At 70.4% G+C, this 22,938-nt stretch carries 20 protein-coding genes; 5 read left to right on the forward strand and 15 right to left on the reverse strand.

Annotation, left to right across the window (positions count from 1 at the left end):
* The first annotated feature begins 3 nt into the window (after positions 1-3).
* Positions 4-2,154: a 2-oxoacid:acceptor oxidoreductase subunit alpha gene (locus NCI01_RS07770; protein WP_372495119.1), complete on the forward strand. Its 2,151-nt coding sequence runs from the start codon at positions 4-6 to the stop codon at positions 2,152-2,154.
* A complete protein-coding gene (locus NCI01_RS07775) occupies positions 2,154-3,287 on the forward strand; it encodes a 2-oxoacid:ferredoxin oxidoreductase subunit beta (protein WP_254180909.1) in 1,134 nt (377 codons plus the stop codon). The genes NCI01_RS07770 and NCI01_RS07775 overlap by 1 nt, the downstream gene beginning before the upstream one ends.
* A 37-nt stretch (positions 3,288-3,324) precedes the next feature.
* On the opposite strand, the gene NCI01_RS07780 is transcribed toward NCI01_RS07775, so the two are convergent.
* Entirely contained in the window at positions 3,325-3,735 is a 411-nt protein-coding gene (locus NCI01_RS07780) for a hypothetical protein (RefSeq protein WP_254180910.1), read from the reverse strand.
* Positions 3,736-3,835: 100 nt separating this feature from the next.
* On the opposite strand from NCI01_RS07780, the gene rarD reads away from it, so the two are divergent.
* From rarD to NCI01_RS07795, 3 genes are all read left to right on the forward strand, one after another.
* Positions 3,836-4,744, forward strand: coding sequence for an EamA family transporter RarD (rarD, locus tag NCI01_RS07785; protein WP_254180911.1), 909 nt, complete (start codon positions 3,836-3,838; stop codon positions 4,742-4,744).
* A gap of 95 nt (positions 4,745-4,839) precedes the next feature.
* Entirely contained in the window at positions 4,840-5,784 is a 945-nt protein-coding gene (locus NCI01_RS07790) for a phosphotransferase enzyme family protein (protein WP_254180912.1), read from the forward strand.
* A gap of 43 nt (positions 5,785-5,827) precedes the next feature.
* Complete coding sequence (locus tag NCI01_RS07795) at positions 5,828-6,421, forward strand: DUF6461 domain-containing protein (RefSeq protein WP_254180913.1); 594 nt, start codon at positions 5,828-5,830, stop codon at positions 6,419-6,421.
* Positions 6,422-6,434: 13 nt separating this feature from the next.
* Here NCI01_RS07795 and NCI01_RS07800 read toward each other — a convergent pair whose 3' ends face one another.
* The 14 genes from NCI01_RS07800 to NCI01_RS07865 form a co-directional block, all read right to left on the reverse strand.
* Positions 6,435-7,412, reverse strand: a complete 978-nt coding sequence (locus NCI01_RS07800; protein ID WP_302181801.1) for a polyprenyl synthetase family protein — start codon at positions 7,410-7,412, stop codon at positions 6,435-6,437.
* 17 nt (positions 7,413-7,429) lie between these two features.
* Positions 7,430-9,022, reverse strand: coding sequence for an NADH-quinone oxidoreductase subunit NuoN (nuoN, locus tag NCI01_RS07805; RefSeq protein ID WP_254180915.1), 1,593 nt, complete (start codon positions 9,020-9,022; stop codon positions 7,430-7,432).
* Positions 9,019-10,506 (reverse strand): NADH-quinone oxidoreductase subunit M, encoded by a 1,488-nt coding sequence (locus NCI01_RS07810; protein WP_254180916.1) that lies wholly within the window; start codon positions 10,504-10,506, stop codon positions 9,019-9,021. The genes nuoN and NCI01_RS07810 overlap by 4 nt, the downstream gene beginning before the upstream one ends.
* Positions 10,503-12,413 carry an NADH-quinone oxidoreductase subunit L gene (nuoL, locus tag NCI01_RS07815; RefSeq protein ID WP_254181231.1) on the reverse strand — a complete coding sequence of 637 codons (1,911 nt, stop codon included), beginning with the start codon at positions 12,411-12,413 and terminating at the stop codon, positions 10,503-10,505. The genes NCI01_RS07810 and nuoL overlap by 4 nt, the downstream gene beginning before the upstream one ends.
* 94 nt (positions 12,414-12,507) lie before the next feature.
* Complete coding sequence (nuoK, locus tag NCI01_RS07820; RefSeq protein ID WP_254180917.1) at positions 12,508-12,801, reverse strand: NADH-quinone oxidoreductase subunit NuoK; 294 nt, start codon at positions 12,799-12,801, stop codon at positions 12,508-12,510.
* A gap of 99 nt (positions 12,802-12,900) precedes the next feature.
* A complete protein-coding gene (locus NCI01_RS07825; RefSeq protein WP_254180918.1) occupies positions 12,901-13,728 on the reverse strand; it encodes an NADH-quinone oxidoreductase subunit J in 828 nt (275 codons plus the stop codon).
* Positions 13,725-14,282 carry an NADH-quinone oxidoreductase subunit NuoI gene (gene nuoI, locus NCI01_RS07830; protein ID WP_172257989.1) on the reverse strand — a complete coding sequence of 186 codons (558 nt, stop codon included), beginning with the start codon at positions 14,280-14,282 and terminating at the stop codon, positions 13,725-13,727. Before nuoI ends, NCI01_RS07825 begins: the two co-directional genes overlap by 4 nt.
* Positions 14,275-15,612 (reverse strand): NADH-quinone oxidoreductase subunit NuoH, encoded by a 1,338-nt coding sequence (gene nuoH / locus NCI01_RS07835; RefSeq protein WP_443689964.1) that lies wholly within the window; start codon positions 15,610-15,612, stop codon positions 14,275-14,277. Before nuoH ends, nuoI begins: the two co-directional genes overlap by 8 nt.
* A 73-nt stretch (positions 15,613-15,685) precedes the next feature.
* Positions 15,686-18,133: an NADH-quinone oxidoreductase subunit G gene (locus tag NCI01_RS07840; RefSeq protein ID WP_254180920.1), complete on the reverse strand. Its 2,448-nt coding sequence runs from the start codon at positions 18,131-18,133 to the stop codon at positions 15,686-15,688.
* Positions 18,130-19,440: an NADH-quinone oxidoreductase subunit NuoF gene (nuoF, locus tag NCI01_RS07845; protein WP_254180921.1), complete on the reverse strand. Its 1,311-nt coding sequence runs from the start codon at positions 19,438-19,440 to the stop codon at positions 18,130-18,132. The genes NCI01_RS07840 and nuoF overlap by 4 nt, the downstream gene beginning before the upstream one ends.
* A complete protein-coding gene (nuoE, locus tag NCI01_RS07850) occupies positions 19,437-20,087 on the reverse strand; it encodes an NADH-quinone oxidoreductase subunit NuoE (protein WP_254180922.1) in 651 nt (216 codons plus the stop codon). The genes nuoF and nuoE overlap by 4 nt, the downstream gene beginning before the upstream one ends.
* Positions 20,084-21,424, reverse strand: coding sequence for an NADH-quinone oxidoreductase subunit D (locus NCI01_RS07855; protein WP_254180923.1), 1,341 nt, complete (start codon positions 21,422-21,424; stop codon positions 20,084-20,086). The genes nuoE and NCI01_RS07855 overlap by 4 nt, the downstream gene beginning before the upstream one ends.
* Before the next feature lie 70 nt (positions 21,425-21,494).
* Positions 21,495-22,346 (reverse strand): NADH-quinone oxidoreductase subunit C, encoded by an 852-nt coding sequence (locus tag NCI01_RS07860; RefSeq protein ID WP_308213200.1) that lies wholly within the window; start codon positions 22,344-22,346, stop codon positions 21,495-21,497.
* A complete protein-coding gene (locus NCI01_RS07865) occupies positions 22,343-22,897 on the reverse strand; it encodes a NuoB/complex I 20 kDa subunit family protein (RefSeq protein ID WP_254180924.1) in 555 nt (184 codons plus the stop codon). The genes NCI01_RS07860 and NCI01_RS07865 overlap by 4 nt, the downstream gene beginning before the upstream one ends.
* Positions 22,898-22,938: the final 41 nt, after the last annotated feature.

Below are 22,938 nucleotides of genomic sequence, written 5' to 3' on the forward strand. Positions count from 1 at the left end.
GGGATGCTCGACTTTCTCGATCGGTGTGCAATGTCGAGAAAGATACATGAGTTTATTGACGACGCCGACATTGTCCGGAGTTCGGGCGCGTGTCGTGGGTCACGCCCGCGCGGAAGGGGTACGGGAGGAGGCGTCCATCACGTGGGGAGCGGCAGGAATCTGCTGGCGCCGCGACTATCGTGGGGAGCTGGGAGAGGACTCTCGCGACACGTAGGAAGCAGGGCAGAGGTGACCCAGACCGACAAGCAGGTCAAGCAGCTCGACCGCGTCATCATCCGGTTCGCAGGCGACTCCGGTGACGGCATGCAGCTGACCGGTGACCGGTTCACCCAGGAGACGGCCGCGTTCGGCAACGACCTCGTCACCCTGCCCAACTTCCCGGCGGAGATCCGGGCGCCCCAGGGGACGCTGCCGGGCGTCTCGTCGTTCCAGGTGCACTTCGCCGACCACGACATCCTCACCGCGGGCGACGCCCCTGACGTGCTCGTCGCGATGAACCCGGCCGCGCTGCGCGCCAACCTCGGCGACCTCCACAAGGGCGCCACGATCATCGTCGACACCCACGACTTCACCGCGCGCAACCTCACGAAGGCCGGCTACACCACCAGCCCGCTCGACGGCGACACCCTCGCCGAGTACGCCGTCCACCCCGTCGACCTGACCGGCATGACGGTCGAGGCGGTCAAGGAGTTCGGCCTCTCCCGCAAGGACGCCTCGCGCGCGAAGAACATGTTCGCGCTCGGCCTGCTGTCGTGGATGTACGGCCGACCCACCGACCCGACGACGGCGTTCCTCACCAAGCGCTTCGCCAAGGTGCCCGACATCCGCGACGCCAACCTCGCGGCCTTCAAGGCCGGCTGGAACTTCGGCGAGACCACCGAGACGTTCGCCGTGCAGTACGAGATCAAGCCGGCCACGCTTCCTCCCGGCACCTACCGCAACATCACCGGCAACCTCGCGCTCGCCTACGGCCTCGTCGCCGGCGGCGTCCAGGCCGGGCTCCCGCTGTTCCTCGGCACCTACCCGATCACCCCCGCCTCCGACATCCTCCACGAGCTGTCGAAGCACAAGTCCTTCGGCGTGACGACGTTCCAGGCCGAGGACGAGATCGCCGGCGTCGGTGCCGCCATCGGGGCGTCGTACGCCGGACACCTCGGCGTGACCTCCACCTCGGGTCCCGGAGTGGCGCTGAAGTCCGAGGCGATCGGCCTGGCCGTGATGACCGAGCTGCCGCTGGTCGTCGTCGACGTGCAGCGCGGCGGGCCCTCGACCGGCCTGCCCACCAAGACCGAGCAGGCCGACCTGCTCCAGGCGATGTTCGGCCGCAACGGCGAGGCGCCGGTGCCGATCGTGGCGCCGCAGTCCCCCGGTGACTGCTTCGCCGCGGCCGTCGAGGCCACCCGGATCGCCGTCACCTACCGCACCCCGGTGCTGCTGCTCTCCGACGGCTACCTGGCCAACGGCTCCGAGCCCTGGCGCGTGCCGGCCGTCGACGAGCTCCCCGTCATCGACCCCGCGTTCGCCACGGAGAAGAACCACGGCAGCGGTGACGACGCGGAGTTCTGGCCCTACCTGCGCGACGAGAAGACCCTGGCCCGCCCGTGGGCGATCCCCGGCACCGCCGGCCTCGAGCACCGCATCGGCGGCCTCGAGAAGGGCGACGGGCACGGCAACATCTCCTACGACCCCGCCAACCACGACTTCATGGTCCGCACCCGGCAGGCCAAGGTCGACCGCATCGCCGACTCGATCCCCCCGGTCGAGGTCGACGATCCGTCCGGCGAGGCCAAGGTGCTGGTCCTCGGGTGGGGATCGACCTACGGTCCGATCGGTGCCGGCGTACGCCGCGTCCGCAAGGCCGGCTACCAGGTCGCCCAGGCCCACCTGCGCCACCTCAACCCGTTCCCGAGCAACCTCGGCGAGGTCCTCAAGGGCTACGACAAGGTGCTCGTGCCGGAGATGAACCTCGGCCAGCTCTCCCTGCTGCTGCGCGCGAAGTACCTCGTCGACGCCGTCGGCTACAACCACGTCCGCGGTCTTCCCCTCAAGGCCACCGAGCTCGCCCACGCGATCGGCGAGCTGGTCGGCCAGGCCGAGGGCATCGACATCGACCTCGGCGTGTGGGGCGAGCCCACCCAGAAGGAGCACATCTGATGACCGCGCCCATCCAGACCGGCACCTCCACCGACCTGCCCCTCCCCGGCCTGCGCTCGGGCACCGAGCAGGTGCCGGCGGCCGACGGGCCGCAGACGGGCAAGGACTTCACCTCCGACCAGGAGGTGCGCTGGTGCCCCGGCTGCGGCGACTACGCCGTGCTCAAGGCCGTCCAGTCGTTCCTGCCCGACCTCGGGCTGCGCCGCGAGAACATCGTCTTCGTCTCCGGCATCGGCTGCTCCTCGCGCTTCCCCTACTACCTCGACACCTACGGCATGCACTCGATCCACGGCCGCGCGCCGTCGATCGCGACGGGCATCGCCACGGCGCGCGAGGACCTGTCGGTGTGGGTCGTCACCGGTGACGGCGACGCGCTGTCGATCGGCGGCAACCACCTGATCCACGCGCTGCGCCGCAACGTCAACATGACGATCCTGCTGTTCAACAACCGGATCTACGGCCTGACCAAGGGGCAGTACTCCCCCACCTCCGAGACCGGGAAGGTCACCAAGTCGACCCCGATGGGCTCGCTGGACCACCCGTTCAACCCGGTCTCGCTGGCCCTGGGCGCCGAGGCGTCCTTCGTCGCCCGCACGATCGACTCCGACCGCAAGCACCTCACCCACGTGCTGGCCGCGGCCGCCGCCCACCGCGGCACGTCGCTGGTGGAGATCTACCAGAACTGCCCGATCTTCAACGACGGCGCCTTCGACGCGATCAAGTCGCCCGACACCAAGGCCGACGCGATCATCCCGCTCGTGCACGGCGAGCCGATCACGTTCGGCGCCAGGCTCGAGGACGGGCGTGGGTCCAAGGCGCTGGTCCGCGACACCGCGAGCGGCGGGGTCACGGTCGTGGCGACCAACGACGTGGACGCCGCGGACATCCTGGTCCACGACGCCCACAACGAGGACCCGTCGACGGCGTTCGCGATCTCACGGCTGACTGCCGCGGACTACCTCGACCAGTCGCCCATCGGGATCTTCCGCCAGGTGCAGCGGCCGACGTACGACGACCAGGCGCGCGAGCAGGTCAGCGCGGCCGTCGAGCAGGCTTCAAATGACGGCACCGCCGACCGCTCCGCCAGGCTGGCGGGGCTGATCGGCGGTGGCGACACCTGGACGATCATCTGATCGTCCAGGGGCGGGTGCTCCCGGCGCTGAGCCGGGGTCACTCGAAGAACAGGGTCCAGACCTTGCCCTTGGTGTTGCCGTAGCCGTTGGAGTGGTCCACCTTCGAGCGCCACTTCCAGCGACCCCGGTCCGGGGCGTAGATGCGGGTCTTGAAGACGCCGCTGTCGTTGGTCTTCACCTTCTTGACGGTGCGCCACTTGCAGCTGCCGCACTTCTTCTTGAGGATCTTCACCTTCTGGTTGGCGTAGGGCAGCAGGGTGCCGTCGACCTGCGGCTCCATCACGGTGCCCTTGAGCTTGAAGGCGCTGTAGGAGACCTGCTTGGTCTTCGGCGGCACCTCATCGATGATCCGCTTGGGCAGCGACCCGGCGCCGGCGCTCGTGCTGAGCCCCCCGACGACGAGCAGGGCGGCGACGAGTGCCGCCAGGACAGTGCGGAGAGTCCGCATGGTGAGTTCCCCCTCAGTGGTGATGACGTGTGTGGCGGTCGGGGTCCCGCCCCCGAGGCCTCCCCAATCGTAGGCGACAGGCTGCGCCTAGACTCCCGGAGTGCCAGATAGCCGACGCGGACTGATCTTCGGCGCACTGGCCTACATCCTGTGGGGCACGTTCCCCCTCTACTGGACGCTGCTCCAGCCGGCCGGTGCGATCGAGATCCTCGCGCACCGCATCGTGTGGTCGGTGCTCACGATGCTCGTCATCCTGGTGCTGTCGCGACGCGTCGGGCACTTCCGGGCCCTGCTGCGCAATCGGCGTCGGCTCCTCCTGATCAGCTGCGCCGCCGTCGTCATCACGATCAACTGGGGCGGCTACATCTGGGGTGTCAACAACGACCGCGTCGTCGAGACCTCGCTGGGCTACTTCATCAACCCGCTCGTCACCGTGCAGATGGGCGTGCTCATCCTCGGCGAGCACCTCCGCCGCCTCCAGTGGATCGCGATGGCGATCGCCTTCGTCGCGGTCGCCGTGCTCACCGTCGACTACGGCCGGCCGCCCTGGGTCGCGCTCGTGCTCGCGTTCTCGTTCGGCACCTACGGCCTGCTCAAGAAGCAGGCGGGCGTCGGCGCGGTGGAGAGCATCACGCTGGAGACCATGGTGATCGCCCCCTTCGCCGCGGCGTACGTCGCCTGGCTCGTGGCGACCGGCGCCTCGAGCTTCGGCAGCCACGGGGTCGGGCACGCGCTGCTCTTCACCACCACCGGCATCATCACCGCCATCCCCCTCATGCTCTTCGGCGCCGCGGCGATCCGGGTCTCGATGGTGTCCCTCGGCCTGCTGCAATACCTCGCCCCCACCATCCAGTTCGCCCTCGGCATCCTCGTCTTCCACGAGGACATGCCCCCCAGCCGCTGGATCGGCTTCGGGCTCGTGTGGGTGGCGCTCGCGATCTTCACCGTCGAGGCGCTCAACCACCGCCGCCGCCAGCTGCGGCTCGTCGCCCAGGCCAGCGCCGTCTGACTCGAAGTCTGCTCGCACCAGCGACGAGCGATCTGCGAGCTTGCCCGTCCGCGACCCCGCGCTGGGCGCGGCGTGTTCGGCGTACGGTGGGGTTCGTGCTCGACCCCACGCACGCCGGTGTGATCGCCGAGCGGTTCGGGCTGGGACCGGACGCTCGCCTGCGCGGTCCCGTTGCGTCCGGGCGCCTCGGTGACGTCTGGCAGCTGGTCACGGCGCGGGGCCGGTTCGCGGTCAAGCACGCGCACGTCCCGGTCTCGGTCGAGGACGCCGAGCTCGATGCGCGCTACCAGGACGTGGTTCGGGCCGCTGGTGTGCCGATGCCGGCGGTCGTACGCACTGGCGCGGGCACCGTCCTCGCAGACGTCGGCGGCGCCCACGTGCGGGTCTACGAGTGGGTCGACGTGCTGCCAGCGGACCAGCGGCTCGAACCCGGCCGGGTCGGACGCCTGCTGGCGTCCATCCACGCGGCGGCTGTGCCGACCACCAGCCCCGTCGACGGCTGGTACGTCGACCCGGTGGGCGCCGGGGCCTGGCAGGAGCTGCTGGGGCGCCTGCGGAGCGCGGGTGCCCCCTTCGCCGGTCGCCTCCCGACCCGCCTCCCCGAGGTCCTGGAGGCCGAGGGCATCCTCACCCCGCCGCTCGCGGCCACGGTCTGTCACCGCGACCTGTGGGCGGACAACGTCCGCCGCACGCCGCGAGGCGGTCTGGTCGTGCTGGACTGGGAGAACAGCGGCCCCGGCGACGTGAACGGCGAGCTCGGGTGCGCGCTCTTCGAGTACGGGCTGGGTGAGCCCGAGCGGATGCGTTCGTTGTACGACGCCTACGTCGGCGCCGGCGGTCCGGGTCGACTGACCGACCGTGGAGACCTGACCATGCTGGTGGCCCAGCTCGGCCACATCCTCCAGATCGGCTGCGAACGGTGGCTGGCGTCCTCGACCGACCCGGATCGCGCACACAACGCCGCCTGGGTGAGGGAGGTCCTCGACGAGCCCGTCACGCTCGAGGTCGTCGATCGCATCGTCCTTGCGATCAACGCGTGACGGGGCCCTCCGGCCGCTCGCGGAGCGGCACTAGTCTCCCCGGATGGATCACGACCCCCTGCTCTACGAGGCGATGTTCGAGGACGCGGGTATCGATGGCGAGTCGCTGACCGTGCTGCTCGTCCGAGGTGGCACACGCGCGGAGGTGCTCCGGCTCCTCGGGGCCGAACCCGAGGCAGGCCGCGAGCCGTACCCGGACCTCGAGGACATCGACTACTCCGGGTACGCGCTGGCCGAGGTCGACGGCGGCGTGGTCGCTGTCGAGCACACCGGTTACGCAGATCCCAGTCCCCGGGTGCTGGCCGCGCTCTCGGCGCTCGGGGGCGCAGCAGCGGTCACGCGGAGCAACATCATGGCGCACGAGCGGTTCGGTTGCGCTCGCGACGGAGCCGTCCTGTTCGACGCGGACGAGTTCATGTACGTCGAGGAGCACGAGAAGGAGTCCGTGCCGCCCGAGCTGCGCCCGATGTTCGACCGGGCCTGCCTCGATCCCGACACCGACGACGACGCCGCGACAGGTTTCGTCGGCTACGCGATGGCCGCCATGCACACCGGCCTCGTGGTCACCGGCGACGACCTGGCCCGTGCCGTGCGTCTTGGCTACCACCGCGTCCGGACGCTCACCTACCTCGAGTGAGGTTCGCGAGGCGTCAGGACGTGCGGGTGGCGACGATGTCGGCGAACGACTCGAGGGCCGTGCGCACGGGGCCGGGGTCGAGCGCCTCGAGCAGCTTCTTGGCGCGGGCGGCCTCGGCGAGGACGTGGCCGCGGGCCTGGTCGATGGCGGGGTGGCGGCGCAGCAGCTCGAGCGCCTCGGCGTGCTCGGCGTCGTCGACCAGCGGCCGGCCCAGGAGCGACAGCAGGCGGGCGTCGGCCGGGTCGGTCGAGGCCTGGGCCATCAGGACCGGGAGGGTGGGTACGCCCTCGCGCAGGTCGGTGCCGGGGGTCTTGCCCGAGGTGTCGGACTCCGAGGCGATGTCGAGGATGTCGTCGGTGAGCTGGAAGGCCGAGCCGACGATCTCCCCGTAGGAGCTCAGGGCCTCCACGACCTCGGGGCGCGCCCCGCTGAACATCGCGCCGTAGCGCGCGGACGTGGCGATGAGCGAGCCCGTCTTGCCGGCGACGACGTCGAGGTAGTGCTCCAGCGGGTCCTCGCCGGGCCCCGGGGGCACCGTCTCCATGATCTGACCCTCGACCAGGCGGGTGAAGGTGCGCGCCTGGATGAGGACAGCCTCGGGGCCGAGCTCGGCGGTGAGCTCGGAGGAACGCCCGAACAGGAAGTCGCCGGTGAGGATGGCGACGTTGTTGTCCCACCGCGCGTTGGCCGTGTGCGCCCCGCGGCGCAGCGACGCCTCGTCCATGACGTCGTCGTGGTAGAGCGAGGCGACGTGGGTGAGCTCGACGACGCACGCGGCGGTGTCGACCGCGTCGGCGTCGGGGTGGGGACCCGCCTCGGCCGCGAGCAGCACCAGCAGCGGCCGGAAGCGCTTGCCGCCGGCCATCATCAGGTGCGTCGCGGCCTCCGAGACGAACTGTGCGCGCCCCTTGCAGTGGTCGGCGAGCATCTCCTCGATGCGCGCCAGCCGCTCGACCAGCCGCTCCTCCAGAGCGGGGTCGACGACGGGCATGGCGAGGGGCGAGTCGGTCACCTGATGAATTCTCCCGCAGCCGCCGCCAGGTCGAGCACCGGGCCCGGCAGCACGCCGAGGACGAGGGTGATCGCGGCCCCGACGGCGATGGTCGTGGCGGTCAGCACCGAGGGGTAGGCCACGCTCGGACCGTCGCCGACGGGCGCGTCGAAGTACATGACCTTGATGACCCGGACGTAGAGGAACGCGGCCACGATGCTCGCGAGCACGGCGGCCACCACGACGGGCCACGCGCCCGCCGCGAGCGCCACCGAGAAGACCGCGAGCTTGCCCACGAAGCCGGAGGTGAGCGGGATGCCCGCCATGGCCAGCAGGAAGAACGCGAAGACCGCGGCCACCACCGGCGACTCCTTGCCGAGGCCGGCCCACCGGTCGATCGCCGTCGTTTCGCCGCCGCCGTCGCGGACCAGGCTCACGACGGCGAAGGCACCGAGCGTGGCGAAGCCGTAGGTGGCGAGGTAGAAGAGCACCGCCTGGACCGAGCTGATCTCGCCCACGGCGAGCTGGTCGGAGGCCTGCAGGCCGATCACGCCGGTGAGGATGAAGCCGGTGTGCGCGACCGAGGAGTAGGCCAGCAGGCGCTTGATGTCGGTCTGCGTGATGGCCAGCGCGGCGCCGACGAACATCGACAGCACGGCGATGATCCACAGCATCGGCTGCCACGACCAGCGGTCCGCGCCGAGGGCGACGTAGAACAGGCGCATGATCGCGCCGAAGGCGGCGACCTTGGTGCCGGCCGCCATGAACGCGGTGACCGGCGTCGGCGCGCCCTGGTAGACGTCGGGCGTCCACGCCTGGAACGGCACGGCGCCGACCTTGAAGAGCAGGCCGACCGACAGCAGGCCCGTGCCGATGAGCAGCAGGCTCTGGTTGCCGACGTCGTTGCGCACGGCCTCGTTGATCGCGGCGAAGTCCAAGGAGCCGGCGAAGCCGTAGAGCAGCGCCGCACCGTAGAGGAAGAAGCCGGAGGAGAACGCGCCGAGCAGGAAGTACTTGAGCGCGGCCTCCTGGCTGAGCAGGCGGCGGCGACGCGCCAGGCCGCTGAGCAGGTAGAGCGGCAGGGAGAGGATCTCGAGGCCGACGAACATCGTCAGCAGGTCGTTGGCCGCCGGGAAGAGCATCATGCCGAAGACCGCGAACATCATCAGCGGGTAGACCTCGGTGTGCTCGCGGTTGGCCGCGATCGACGCGGTCTCCGCGTCGGTGCCAGGCACCGCGGCCGCCTGGCCGGCGAACGCCGACACCCCGCCGTCGAGGTGGCGCTCCGCGAAGAGGAGCACGCCCGCGATGGCCAGCGCGAGGACCAGGCCCCAGATGAAGAGGCTCGGGCCGTCCACCGCGATCGTGCCGCCGACGGCGAGCACGCCGCGCGCGGCGCCGTCGTCGTAGGTCTGCACGTCCTGGGCCACCAGCACCACGCCGACCAGGGCGAGCACGAGGCCGCCCAGGGCCAGCGCGACCTGTGCGGTGTAGCGGACCGAGCGCGGGAGGAACGCCTCGACGACGACGCCGAGGCAGGCCACCCCGAAGACGACCAGCAGCGGCCAGAGCTCGAAGTACTCGATGCTGGGCTTCACGAACTCGGTCACTGGGGACCACCCTCCTGGCCGATGCCCACGCTCGCGAGCGACTCGTGGACGAACGGGTTGATGACGTCGAGCAGCGGCATCGGGTAGAAGCCGAACAGCACGAGCGCGAGCAGCAGCGGGGCGAGGATGCCCACCTCACGCCGGTCGAGGTCGGCCACCGGCGCCATGCCCACCCGGTCGGGGCCGGTCATCGTCCGCTGGTACATCCAGAGCGCGTAGAACGCGGCGAGAACGATCGCGAGCACGGCGACCGAGCCGACCAGCCAGTGGTGGTCGAACGCGCCGATGATGACGAGCATCTCGGAGACGAACGGCGACAGGCCAGGGAGGCCGGCCGCGGCCAGCCCGCCGACGAGGAAGAAGCCGGCGAGCACCGGGGCCGCCTTCTCGACACCGCCCATCTCGCGGATGGAGGCGGTGCCGGTGCGGTGGATCAGGAACCCGGCGACCAGGAACATCAGCGCCGTCGCGATGCCGTGGTTGACCATGTAGAGGATCGCGCCGGAGCTGCCGTTGGAGCTGAAGACGAAGATGCCGAGCACGATGAAGCCGAAGTGCGACAGCGACGTGAGACCGATCAGGCGCAGCACGTCGTCCTGGCCGATGGCGACCAGGGCGCCGTAGATGATCGAGATCAGCGCGAGCACGACCACGACCGGCGTCGCCCACTGCGAGGCGTCGGGCAGCAGCCCGAGGCAGAACCGCAGCATGCCGAAGGTGCCGATCTTGTCGAGGATGCAGACCAGCAGCACCGAGGTGCCGGTGGTCGCCTTCTCCGTGGTGTCGGCCAGCCAGGTGTGCACCGGGAACATCGGCGCCTTGATCGCGAACGCGATGAAGAAGCCGACGAACAGCCAGCGCTGCGTGGTCTCGTCGATGTCGATCGCGGCCAGGTCGCTGATCAGGAAGCTCGGGTTGCCGGCGTCGGCGGAGACGACGTAGAGCCCGATCACCGACGCGAGCATGATGAGCCCGCCCGCGAGCTGGTAGATGAGGAACTTGGTCGCGGCACGCCCCCGACCGGCCCGGCCGAAGCCGCCGATGAGGAAGTAGGCCGGGATCAGCGTGGCCTCGAAGACGACGTAGAAGAGCAGCACGTCGGTGGCGGTGAACACCGCCAGCGACATGGCCTCGAGCGCAAGGGTCCAGGCGAAGAAGGACCGGGCGCCGTTGTTGCCGGGAGCCTCCGACTCGTGCCAGCCGGCGAGCAGCACGATCGGCACGAGGACGACCGTGAGCAGGACCATCAGCAAGCCGAGGCCGTCGACGCCGAGCGCGTAGTGCACGCCGAGCGACTCGATCCAGGTGTGGGTCTCCTCCAGCTGCATGCCGCCGCCGGTCTCGTACTGCGTCGCGGCGACGATGCCGGCGACCAGGGTCGCGGCGGCGAAGCCGAGGCCGACCAGCCGGGCGACCGCGGCCGGCACGAAGGCCGTGACGAGCGCGCCGACCAGCGGCAGCAGGATCAGGACAGTCAGGGTCATCCGAGGTTCACCGCCAGGAGAGCGAGGACGACCAGCAGGGCGCCACCGAGGAGGGACAGGGCGTAGGAGCGGACGAAGCCGTTCTGGACTCGACGCATCGTGGTGGACAGCCCGCCGACGGCGGACGACCCGCCCTCGACGACACCGTCGACGCCGACGCGGTCGAAGGTGGTCAGGCCACCGACCAGCCCGGCTCCGGGGCGTACGACGACGGCGTCGTTGATCGCGTCGCCGTAGAGGTCGGCCCGGGCGGCGCGGGTCGCGAACGACACGTCCTGCGGGGCCTCGCGCGGGACCTCGCGCCTGCCCACCAGGAACCAGGCGGCGGCCACGCCGAGGGCCACGACGGCGGTGATGATCAGCGTGATCACGATCGCCGGCAGCGGCGGCTCGTGGTGCTCCGCGACACCGGTCACCGGCTCGAGCCAGGTGACGATCCAGTCGCCGAGGAGCAGGGCGCCACCGAGGACGGAGAGCGCGGCCAGGACGATCAGCGGGACCGTCATCACCTTGGGCGACTCGTGCGGGTGGACGTCGGGCTCCCACCGCTTGGTCGTGAAGAAGGTCATGAGCATCAGGCGGGTCATGTAGAAGCCGGTGATGCCGGCGCCGAGCAGCGCCAGGAGGCCGATGACCAGGTTGTCGGCCAGGGCCGACTCGATGATCTTGTCCTTGGACCAGAAGCCGGAGAAGCCCGGGAAGCCGATGATCGCCAGGTAGCCCATCGCGAAGGTCAGGAAGGTGACCGGCATGGCCTTGTTGAGCGCGCCGTAGTGGCGCATGTCGACGTCGTCGTTCATCCCGTGCATCACCGAGCCCGCACCGAGGAACATGTTGGCCTTGAAGAAGCCGTGCGTGAGCAGGTGGAAGATCGCGAACGGGTAGCCGACGGGACCGAGGCCGGCGGCGAGCATCATGTAGCCGATCTGGCTCATCGTCGAGCCGGCCAGCGCCTTCTTGATGTCGTCCTTGGCGCAGCCGAGGACAGCACCCCAGAGGAGCGTGACGGTGGCGACGATGACGACCGCGGTCTGCGCGACGGGCGTGAGGTCGTAGATGAAGTTGGAGCGGACCACCAGGTAGACACCGGCGGTGACCATGGTCGCCGCGTGGATCAGGGCCGAGACCGGGGTCGGGCCCTCCATCGCGTCGAGCAGCCACGCCTGCAGCGGCACCTGCGCGGACTTGCCGCACGCGCCGAGCAGGAGCAGCAGGCCCAGGGCGTTGAGCGTGCCCTGGCTCGCCTCGCCGGCGAGCTCGCTCACGGCGCCGAAGTCGGTGGTGCCGAAGGTGGCGAACATCAGCGCGATCGCCAGCGACAGGCCGATGTCACCGACCCGGTTGATGACGAAGGCCTTCTTGGCGGCCGCGGCGGCCGACGGCTTGTGCTGCCAGAAGCCGATGAGCAGGTAGGACGCCAGGCCGACGCCCTCCCAGCCCAGGAAGAGGCCCACGAAGTTGGCCGACAGGATCAGCGTGAGCATCGCCGCGACGAAGAGGTTGAGGTAGCCGAAGAACCGGCGACGGCGCGGGTCGTGCTCCATGTAGCCGATGGCGTAGACGTGGATCAGCGAGCCGACACCGGTGATGAGGAGCAGGAACAGCGCGGCCAGCGGGTCGTAGAGCAGGTCCATGCCGACCGTCAGCGACCCGGTCTCGAACCACGTCCACAGCTGCTGGCCGACCTGGCGCGACTCGGCGTCGCGGCCGAGCAGGGCGAAGAACAGGACGAGGCTGAGCACGAAGGACAGGACCGACATCGCGGTGCCGACGAGGTGGCCGTGCTTGTCGGCGGTCGCCCGGAGCGAGCCCGGCAGGAACGGCGCGACGCCGAGCAGCAGGACCGCGCCGAGCACCGGCAGGGCGATGACCAGCCAGAGCAGGTCGAAGACGCCGCCCGCGCCCATGTCGGGCGCGACCACGGGTGGGTGGCCACCCTCCTCGGCCATGGGCAGGCCGACCGCGAGTACTGAGTGGGACAACAGGTTCACGAGCGCTCCCTCAGTACTTCAGCAGGCTGGCGTCGTCGACCGAGGCCGAGCGTCGGGTGCGGAAGATGGTCATGATGATCGCGAGCCCGATCACGACCTCGGCAGCAGCCACCACCATCACGAAGAACGCGGTGATCTGGCCGTCGAGGTTGCCGTGCTGGCGGGCGAAGGCGACGAACGCCAGGTTGCAGGCGTTGAGCATCAGCTCCACGCACATGAACACCACGATGGCGTTGCGGCGCGTGAGGACACCCACGCAGCCGATCGTGAAGAGGATCGCCGACAAGACAATGTATTCAGTCAAGGCTCGACCTCTCCGAGCGTCGGGGTCCCCGGCGAGTTGTTCGCGGAGGAGCGCAGCGGAGGAGCGAAGAAGTCGTTGGGGTGGCGACGATGTACTGGGTCACTTCTGCACGCCCTTCTCGACGTCCTCTTCGGTGGTCGCGGGCGCGCCGGCCTTGCCCGAGGTCTCGGGCATCGAGGTCGGGTCACCGATCTGACGGCGTACGTCGTCGATGTCGTCGGCGAGCGCGGGGGCCGAGCGGACCGTGCCGCGGGCGGCGAGCACCCGGGACACCGACGACTCGGCGGCGGTGCCGTCGGGCAGCAGGGCCGGGGTGTCGACCGCGTTGTGGCGGGCGTAGACGCCCGGCGAGGGCAGCGGTCCGAGGTGCTTGCCGTGCTCGGCGTAGTCGCGCAGGCGCTGGGCGGCGAGGTCGGCCTGCGTCGCCTTGGGCGTCAGGCGCTCGCGGTGGGCGAGCACCATCGCGCCGAGCGCGGCGGTGATGAGCAGGGCGCTGGTCGCCTCGAAGGCGAAGACGTAGCGGGAGAACAGGATGTTGGCGATCGCCGGCACGTTGCCGCCGGCGTTGGCCTCGTCGAGCCCGACCACCGCGCCGAGCGTGACCTGGCTGATGCCGAGGACCAGCACGGTGCCGAACAGCAGGCCGAGGACGACGGCCATCACGCGCTGGCCGCGGATGGTCTCCACGACCGAGTCGGTCGCGTCGACGCCGATGAGCATCATCACGAAGAGGAACAGCATCAAGATCGCGCCGGTGTAGACGATGATCTGCACCGCGAAGAGGAACGGCGCGTCGAGCACGGCGTAGAGGACCGCCAGGCTGATCATTACCACGGCGAGCAGGAGCGCGGCGTGCACGGCCTTGCGGACGAACAGGATGCCCAGCGCGGCGGCCACCATGATCGGGGCCAGGATCCAGAAGGTCATCGCGTGGCCCCCCGGTAGTAGTCGCCCTCGTCGTCGCCGAGCCGCATCGCGTGCGGCGGCTCCTCCATGCCGGGCAGGAGCGGCGCGAGCAGGTCGGACTTCTCGTAGATCAGGTCGGCGCGGTTGTCGTCGGCGAGCTCGTACTCGTTGGTCATCGTCAGCGCGCGGGTCGGGCACGCCTCGATGCAGAGCCCGCACAGGATGCAGCGCAGGTAGTTGATCTGGTAGACGCGGCCGTAGCGCTCACCGGGGCTGAAGCGCCCCGAGCCGTCGGGGAGGTCGACGTTGGACGCCCCCTCCACGTAGATCGCGTCGGCCGGGCAGGCCCAGGCGCACAGCTCGCAGCCGATGCACTTCTCCAGGCCGTCGGGCCAGCGGTTGAGCTGGTGCCGGCCGTGGAAGCGGGGAGCCGTCGGCAGCTTCTCGAACGGGTACTGCTCGGTGACGACCTTCTTGAACATCGTCCGGAAGGTGACGCCGAACCCGGCGATCGGGTCCCAGAGGCTCTCCTTGATGCCCTTGGACCCCTGCCCGGACTGAGGGGACTCACTCATGGTTCTCCTCCGCTGCAGCGGTGACGGTGGTGCGGCTCTGGGCGAACGACAGCGGCGCGGCGCCTCCGCGTACGGCGCCGCCGGCAGGCATCGGCGGCACGGGGAAGCCGCCGGCGAACGCGTCGTGGGGCTCCTCGCTCGCCTCGGTCGAGGACTCCTCGCCCGAGCTGTCGGACTTGTCGCCGACGAACATCAGCGCCACGGTGAGGACGAGCAGGACGGCGATCGCGGCCACGAGGTAGGTGCGGTTGATGTTGCCCTCGAGCGAGATCACCCGGATGGTCGCGACGGCCACGATCCAGGCCAGCGAGACGGGGATGAGGACCTTCCAGCCCAGCGCCATGAACTGGTCGTAGCGCATGCGGGGCAGAGAGCCGCGCAGCCAGACGAACAGGAAGATGAAGCAGAAGACCTTGCCGAAGAACCACAGCAGGGGCCAGTAGCCGCTGTTGGCGCCCTCCCACACGTTCTCGATGCCCCACGGCGCGGCCCAGCCGCCGAGGAACAGCGTCGTGGCGATGGCCGACACGGTGGCGAGGTTGATGTACTCGGCCAGGAAGAACAGCGCGAACTTGAGGCTGGAGTACTCGGTGTGGAAGCCGCCGACCAGCTCGCCCTCGGCCTCGGGGAGGTCGAAGGGCGCGCGGTTGGTCTCGCCGACCATCGAGATGACGTAGATGACGAACGACGGCAGCAGGATCAGCCCGAACCACAGCCGGTCCTGCGCGGCGACGATCTCCGAGGTCGACATCGACCCGGCGTAGAGGAACACCGCGACGAGGGCGAGGCCCATCGCGACCTCGTAGGAGATCATCTGCGCGCTGGAGCGCAGGCCGCCCAGCAGGGAGTAGGTCGAGCCGGACGACCAGCCGCCGAGGACGATGCCGTAGATGCCGATCGAGGCGATGGCGAGCATGAAGAGGACGGCCACCGGCATGTCGGTCAGCTGCAGCGGCGTCTCGTGGCCGAAGAAGTTGACCACGGGACCGAGCGGGATGACCGCCCAGGTGACGAAGGCCGGGACGACGGCGATGACCGGCGCGAGCAGGAACACGACCTTGTCGGCCGCCTTGGGGATGATGTCCTCCTTGAGCGCGAGCTTCACGCCGTCGGCCAGCGACTGCAGGAGCCCGAAGGGTCCGTGCACGTTGGGGCCGACGCGGTGCTGCATCCGGGCCACGACCCGGCGCTCGAACCAGATGTTGAAGAGCGTCAGCAGCACCAGGATCAGGAAGATGAAGACGGCCTTGAGGGCGATGACCCACCACGGGTCCTGGCCGAAGGCGGCCAGGCCGGGGTCGGGCAGGTCCGCCGCGAGCGGAGCGAGCATCATCGGGGTCCCCTCGGAGTTGTCGGGCGGAGGAGCGCAGCGGAGGAGCACGAGAACTTCGTGGGGTGGTTCATCAGGAGGCTCCCTTCAGGGTGACCGTGCTGCCGGGCGAGGCGAGCTCGGCGAGGACGCCGCGACCGAACGACCGGGCAGGGACCCAGACGACGCCGTCGGGCATGTCGGCGACGACGACCGGCAGTGTCACGCTGCCCCGGTCACCGGTGACCGTGACGAGCCGCTCGCCGGCGGGGTGCGCCTCGAGCATCCCGAGCACCGACTCGTAGGACGCGCGGCTCACGCGTGCGACCGGCCGGCGGGCGGTGGCGCGGAGGTGCTCCTCGCCGTCCTGCATCGAGCCGAGGTCGACGAGCTGCTTCCAGGTCGCCAGCGCGAAGGTGGTGTCGCCCTTCTTCGGGACCTTGGCGGGCTTGGGCGCCTTGCCGGCGTCGAGCGCCGGACGGGCGCCGTCCCACGGGCCGAGTGCCTGCATCTCGTCGCGGACCTCCGCGACCGTGCGGAAGCCGAGCGGGCGACCGTGCCCGATCGCGGCGAGCTCGTCGGCGATGCCGGACAGGACGCGCAGGTCGGGCAGGGACGCCGGGTTGGCGAAGACTGCGTCGAAGGAGCGCGTCCGGCCGTCCCAGGTCACGAAGGTGCCGGCCTTGTCGGCGACCGGGGCCACCGGCAGGACGACGTCGGCCACACGGGTCACGTCGGTCTCGCGCAGCTCGAGGCTGACCACGAAGCGGGCCGCGTCGAGCGCGGCGCGGAAGGCGGCCGGGTCGGCGGTGTCGTCGGGGTCGACGCCGCCGACGACGAGGCCGCCGAGGTCGCCCTTGGCCAGCGCCGCCACGATCGCGTTGCCGTCACGGCCGACCTTGGCCGGGAGCGACTCCGCGCCCCAGGCGGCGCCCACGTCGACGCGCGCCGAGGCCTCGGTGACCGGACGTCCGCCGGGCAGGAGGGTGGGCAGCGCGCCGGCCTCGACCGCACCGCGGTCTCCCGCGCGACGCGGCACCCACGCGAGGCGGGCACCGGTGCCGGCGGCGAGGTCGGCGGCGGCGCTGAGGGCGCCGTGGGTCTGGGCGAGGCGCTCGCCCACGAGGATGACGGCGTCCTTGGTGACGCCGTGCTCGGCGTCCTTGAGCGAGCCGATCACCTCGACCTCGGTGCCCGGCACGGCCGGCACGAGCCGACCGTTCATCTTCGTCAGGCCGCGCGAGGCGTAGGGCGCGACCGACACCACCTGCGTACGACCGCGCTTGGCGGCCTTGCGCAGCCTCAGGAAGAGCGTCGCCGCCTCGTCCTCGGGCTCGAGGCCGAGGAGCACCACGACGGGCGCGGCCTCGAGGTCGGCGTAGGTGACGTCACCGGCGAGCGCGACGTGGCTGGCGAGGAAGCTCGCCTCCTCGGCGCTGTGCGGGCGGGCGCGGAAGTCGATGTCGTTGGTGCCGAGCGAGACGCGGGCGAACTTGGCGTAGGCGTAGGCGTCCTCGGCGGTCAGCCGGCCTCCGGTGAGCACGGCCGCGGCGCCGGCGTCGCGGAGGCCGCGGGCGGCGACGGCGAAGGCCTCGGTCCACGACGCGGGGCGCAGCACGCCGTCCTCGCGGACCTGCGGGTAGGTGATGCGGTCATCGACCTGCGCGTAGCGAAAGGCGAAGCGGTCCTTGTCGCTGATCCACTCCTCGTTGACCTCGGGGTCGTTTCCGGCGAGGCGTCGCATGACCTTGCCCCGACGGTGGTCGATGCGGATCGCGGCGCCGCAGGCGTCGTGCTCGGCGACGCCCGGCGTGGAGACCAGGTCGAAGGGCCGCGAGCGGAAGCGGTAGTCGGCCGAGGTGAGCGCGCCCACCGGGCAGATCTGGATGGCGTTGCCCGAGAAGTAGCTCTCGTAGGGCTCGCGCTCGTAGATGGCGACCTGTTGCAGCGCGCCGCGCTCGGCGAGGGCGATGAAGGGGTCGCCGGCGATCTGCTCGGAGAACCGGGTGCAGCGGGCGCACAGGACGCAGCGCTCGCGGTCGAGCAGGACCTGCGCGGAGATGTTGATCGGCTTGGGAAAGGTGCGCTTGATGCCACCGCGCTCGGCGAAGCGGCTCTCGCCGCGGCCGTTGCTCATCGCCTGGTTCTGCAGGGGGCACTCGCCGCCCTTGTCGCAGACCGGGCAGTCCAGCGGGTGGTTGATCAGCAGGAACTCCATGATCCCCTGCTGCGCCTTGTCGGCGACCTCGCTGGTCGCCTGGGTGTTGACCACCATCCCATCGGCCACCGGCAGGGTGCAGGAGGCCTGCGGCTTGGGGAAGCCGCGGCCGTTGCCGGCGTCGGGGATGTCGACCAGGCACTGGCGGCAGGCGCCGACCGGGTCGAGCAGCGGGTGGTCGCAGAAGCGCGGGATCTGCACGCCCACCTGCTCGGCGGCGCGGATGACCAGGGTGTCCTTGGGGACGCTGACCTGGACGCCGTCGATGGTGAGCGTGACGAGGTCGGTGTCGACCCGCTCCGGCGCCTTGTCGGTCGTGCTCATGCTGAGGCTCCCGCGGGTGCGAAGGCGGTCGAGGCGGCCGGGTCGAACGGGCAGCCGCCGTGGGTGAGGTGGGCGAGGTACTCGTCCCGGAAGTACTGGATCGAGCTGGAGATCGGGCTGGTGGCGCCGTCCCCGAGCGCGCAGAACGCCCGCCCCAGGATGTTGTCACACTGGTCGAGCAGCAGGTCGAGGTCGCCCTCGTCGCCCTGGCCCCTCTCGAGCCGGGCGAGGGTCTGCGCCAGCCACCACGTGCCCTCGCGGCAGGGGGTGCACTTGCCGCAGGACTCGTGCTTGTAGAACTCGGTCCACCGCAGCACGGCGCGCACCACGCAGGTGGTCTCGTCGAAGATCTGCAGGGCGCGGGTGCCGAGCATGGACCCGGCAGCGCCCACCGACTCGAAGTCCAGGGGCACGTCGAGGTGCTCGGGCGTGAGGAGCGGCGTGCTGGAGCCGCCGGGGGTCCAGAACTTCAGCTCGTGGCCCTCACGGACCCCACCGGCCAGCTCGAGCAGCTGGCGCAGCGTGATGCCCAGCGGGGCCTCGTACTGGCCGGGGTTGGTGACGTGGCCCGACAGGCTGAAGATGCCGAAGCCGTTGGACTTCTCGGTGCCCATGCCGGCGAACCAGGCGGCGCCGTTGGTGATGATGCTCGGCACCGAGGCGATCGACTCGACGTTGTTGATCACGGTCGGGCTGGCGTAGAGGCCGGCGACGGCCGGGAACGGCGGGCGCAGACGCGGCTGGCCTCGGCGACCCTCGAGGCCCTCGAGCAGGGCCGTCTCCTCGCCACAGATGTAGGCGCCCGCACCGGCGTGCACGACGAGGTCGAGGTCGTAGCCCGAGCCGTGGATGTTCTTGCCGAGGTGGCCGGCCAGGTAGGCCTCCTGCACCGCGCGCTGGAGGCGGCGTACGACGTGGAGGACCTCGCCGCGCACGTAGATGAACGCCGTGTTGGCACGGATGGCGTAGGAGCTGACGACGACGCCCTCGACCAGCGTGTGCGGGCTGGCCATCATCAGCGGGATGTCCTTGCAGGTGCCCGGCTCGGACTCGTCGGCGTTGACGACGAGGTACTTCGGCCTCGGGTTGTCCTGCGGGATGAAGCCCCACTTCATGCCCGTCGGGAAGCCGGCGCCGCCGCGCCCGCGCAGCCCGGAGTCCTTGACGGCGGTGATCACGTCGTCGGGCGTCATCGCGAACGCCTTGTCGAGGGCGGCGTAGCCACCGCGCTCCTCGTAGGACGCGAGCGTCCAGGCGCGGTCGGCGTCCCAGTTGTCGGTGAGGACCGGGGTCAGCGTGTCGGTCACTTGCTCTCTCCCTTCGGAGCGGTCCAGCCCTGCTCGCGGGCGATCGCGAGACCGGCCAGCGAGGCGGGACCGGCGGCCGGCCCCTCGTCGGCGCGGTCGTCGGGGAAGCCCGCGAGCACGCGCTCCGCCTCGCGCCACGTGCACAGTCGCGGCCCGCGGGTGGAGTGGACCTCCCGGCCGGCGCGGAGGTCGTCGACGACCTGGACGGCCGACTCCGGCGTCTGGTTGTCCATGAACTCCCAGTTGACCATCATCACCGGGGCGTAGTCGCACGCCGCGTTGCACTCGACGTGCTCGAGGGTGATCGAGCCGTCGGCGGTCGTCTCGTCGTTGCCGACGTCGAGGTGCTCCTTGAGCCGCTCGAAGATCAGGTCGCCCCCCATGACCGCGCACAGCGTGTTGGTGCAGACGCCGACGTGGTAGTCGCCGACCGGCTTGCGCTTGTACATGGTGTAGAAGGTCGCGACCCCGTTGACCTCGGCGGCGCTGATCCCCAGCACCTCGGCACACGCCTCGATCCCCTCGGGGGTGACCCGACCCTCGACCGACTGCACGAGGTGCAGCATCGGCAGCAGGCCGGAGCGCTTCTCCGGGTAGCGGTCCGCGATCTCGCGCAGCTCGGCCCAGGTCTTCTCGTCGAGACTCATCGGTCGACTCCTCCCATGACGGGGTCGATCGAGGCAATGGCGACGATGACGTCGGCGACCATGCCGCCTTCCGCCATCACGCTCGTCGCCTGCAGGTTGGTGAAGGACGGGTCGCGGAAGTGGGCGCGGAAGGGGCGCGTGCCGCCGTCGGAGACGACGTGGGCGCCCAGCTCGCCACGGGGCGACTCGATCGGGACGTAGGCCTGGCCGGTCGGGACCCGGAAACCCTCGGTCACCAGCTTGAAGTGGTGGATCAGCGCCTCCATGGACTCGCCCATGATGTGGCGGATGTGGTCGAGGCTGTTGCCCATGCCGTCGCTGCCGATGGCGAGCTGGCTGGGCCACGCGATCTTCTTGTCGCCCACCATCACGGGCGCGCCCTCGAGCCCGGCGAGGCGGTCGGCGCACTGCTCGACGATCTTGAGCGACTCCCACATCTCGTTGAGCCGGATGCGGAAGCGGCCGTAGGAGTCGGCGGTGTCCCAGGTCTGGACCTCGAAGTCGTAGTCCTCGTAGCCGCAGTAGGGCTGGGTCTTGCGCAGGTCCCAGGCGTAGCCGGTGGAGCGGAGCACCGGACCGGTCAGGCCGAGCGCCATGCAGCCGGCCAGGTCGAGGTGGCCCACGCCCTCGAGGCGGCCCTTGAAGATCGGGTTGGCGTTGCAGAGAGCGGCGTACTCCGGAAGGCGCTTCTTCATCAGGGCGATGAAGTCGCGGATCTCGTCGAGCGCACCGGGCGGCAGGTCCTGGGCGACGCCACCGGGACGGATGAACGCGTGGTTCATGCGCAGGCCGGTGATGAGCTCGAAGAGGTCGAGCACGAGCTCACGCTCGCGGAAGCCGATCGTCATGACCGTGAGGGCGCCGATCTCCATGCCGCCGGTCGCGATGGCGACCAGGTGGGAGGACATGCGGTTGAGCTCCATGAGGAGCACCCGCATGACCTGCGCCTTCTCGGGGATGTCGTCCTCGATGTCGAGGAGGCGCTCCACGCCCAGGACGTAGGTGGCCTCGTTGTAGAACGGGGAGAGGTAGTCCATGCGGGTGCAGAACGTCGTGCCCTGCACCCAGGAGCGGTACTCCATGTTCTTCTCGATGCCGGTGTGGAGGTAGCCGATGCCGCAGCGGGCCTCGGTGACCGTCTCGCCCTCGAGCTCGAGGATGAGCCGGAGCACGCCGTGGGTCGACGGGTGCTGGGGGCCCATGTTGACCACGACCCGCTCCTCGGCGGACTCGCCGATGCTCTGCGTGACCGAGTCCCAGTCCTGGCCCGTGACGGTGAAGACGCGGCCCTGGCTGGTCTCGCCGGGCGCAGCGTAGAAGTCCTGCTCGGTGGTCATTCCGGGGTCCCCGATCGATTGTTCGTGGAGGAGCGGAGCGGAGGATCGGAGAATCGAGTGGGGTGGATCATCAGTTGTAGCTCCTGCGCTGGTCCGGCGGAGGGATGGACCCACCCTTGTACTCGACGGGGATGCCGCCGAGCGGGTAGTCCTTGCGCTGCGGGTGGCCCGGCCAGTCGTCCGGCATGAGCACCCGGGTCAGAGCGGGGTGACCATCGAAGATCAGCCCGAACATGTCGTAGGTCTCGCGCTCGTGCCAGTCGAGCGTCGGGTAGATGCTCACCAGGCTCGGCACATGGGGGTCGCTGTCGGGCGCGCTGACCTCGACGCGGATGCGCCGGTTGTGGGTCATCGACGCCAGGTGGTAGACGGCGTGCAGCTCGCGACCGGTGTCGTCGGGGTAGTGGACGCCGCTGACGCCGGCGCAGAACTCGAAGCGCAGCGCCTCGTCGTCGCGGAGCATCTGCGCCACGAAGGGCAGGTCCTCGCGGCGCACGTGGAAGGTGATCTCGCCGCGGTGCACCACGACGCTCTCGATGGCCGAGGTGAGCTCGGTGGCCTCGAGACGCGCCTCGAGCGCGCCCGCGACCTCGTCGAACCAGCCGCCGTAGGGCTTCGCCGACGGCGCCGGGAAGACCGTGGCGCTGACCAGCCCGCCGTAGCCGGAGGTGTCGCCGGTGCCGGTCACGCCGAACATGCCGCGGCGCTCGCCCACCGCCCGCACCTCGCCGGTGGGGGCCGGGACGTTCTCCGGCGACTGCTCGGGCGCCGGCTGCTCGACGCCGCTGCCGGTGCCGGTGCCGGACTTGGCCTTCTCGAGGTTGCGCTCCTCGGCCGGTCGCGCGGCCTCGTTGTTGTCCGTCTTGTCGTCGGACTCGTCCGCGGCCTTGCCGGCCGCCTTCTCGTCGGGCTTGTCGGTCACCGCAGCAGGCCCTTCATCTCCGAGGTGGGCAGGGCGCGCAGCGCGGCGGTCTCGAGCTCGGCGACCTCGTCACGACGGTTGGCACCCAGCTTGGTCTGCTGGACCTGGTCGTGGAGCTTGAGGATCGCGTCGATGAGCATCTCCGGGCGCGGCGGGCAGCCGGGGAGGTACATGTCGACCGGCACGACGTGGTCGACGCCCTGGACGATCGCGTAGTTGTTGAACATGCCGCCCGACGAGGCGCAGACGCCCATCGCGAGGACCCACTTGGGCTCGGGCATCTGGTCGTAGATCTGGCGCAGGACCGGGGCCATCTTCTGGCTGACCCGCCCGGCCACGATCATCAGGTCGGCCTGGCGCGGGCTGGCCCGGAAGACCTCCATGCCGAAGCGCGCGAGGTCGTACTTGGGGCCGCCGGTGGTCATCATCTCGATGGCGCAGCAGGCCAGGCCGAAGGTGGCCGGCCAGAACGACGCCTTGCGCATGTAGCCCGCGACCCCCTCGACGGTGGTCAGCAGGACGCCGCTCGGCAGCTTCTCTTCCAGTCCCATCTCAACTCTCCCTCTGAGGGTCGTGAGGCGCGTGCAGTGCC

Origin of the sequence: Nocardioides pinisoli, from assembly GCF_024199985.1 — a bacterium.
Taxonomy (GTDB): domain Bacteria; phylum Actinomycetota; class Actinomycetes; order Propionibacteriales; family Nocardioidaceae; genus Nocardioides; species Nocardioides pinisoli.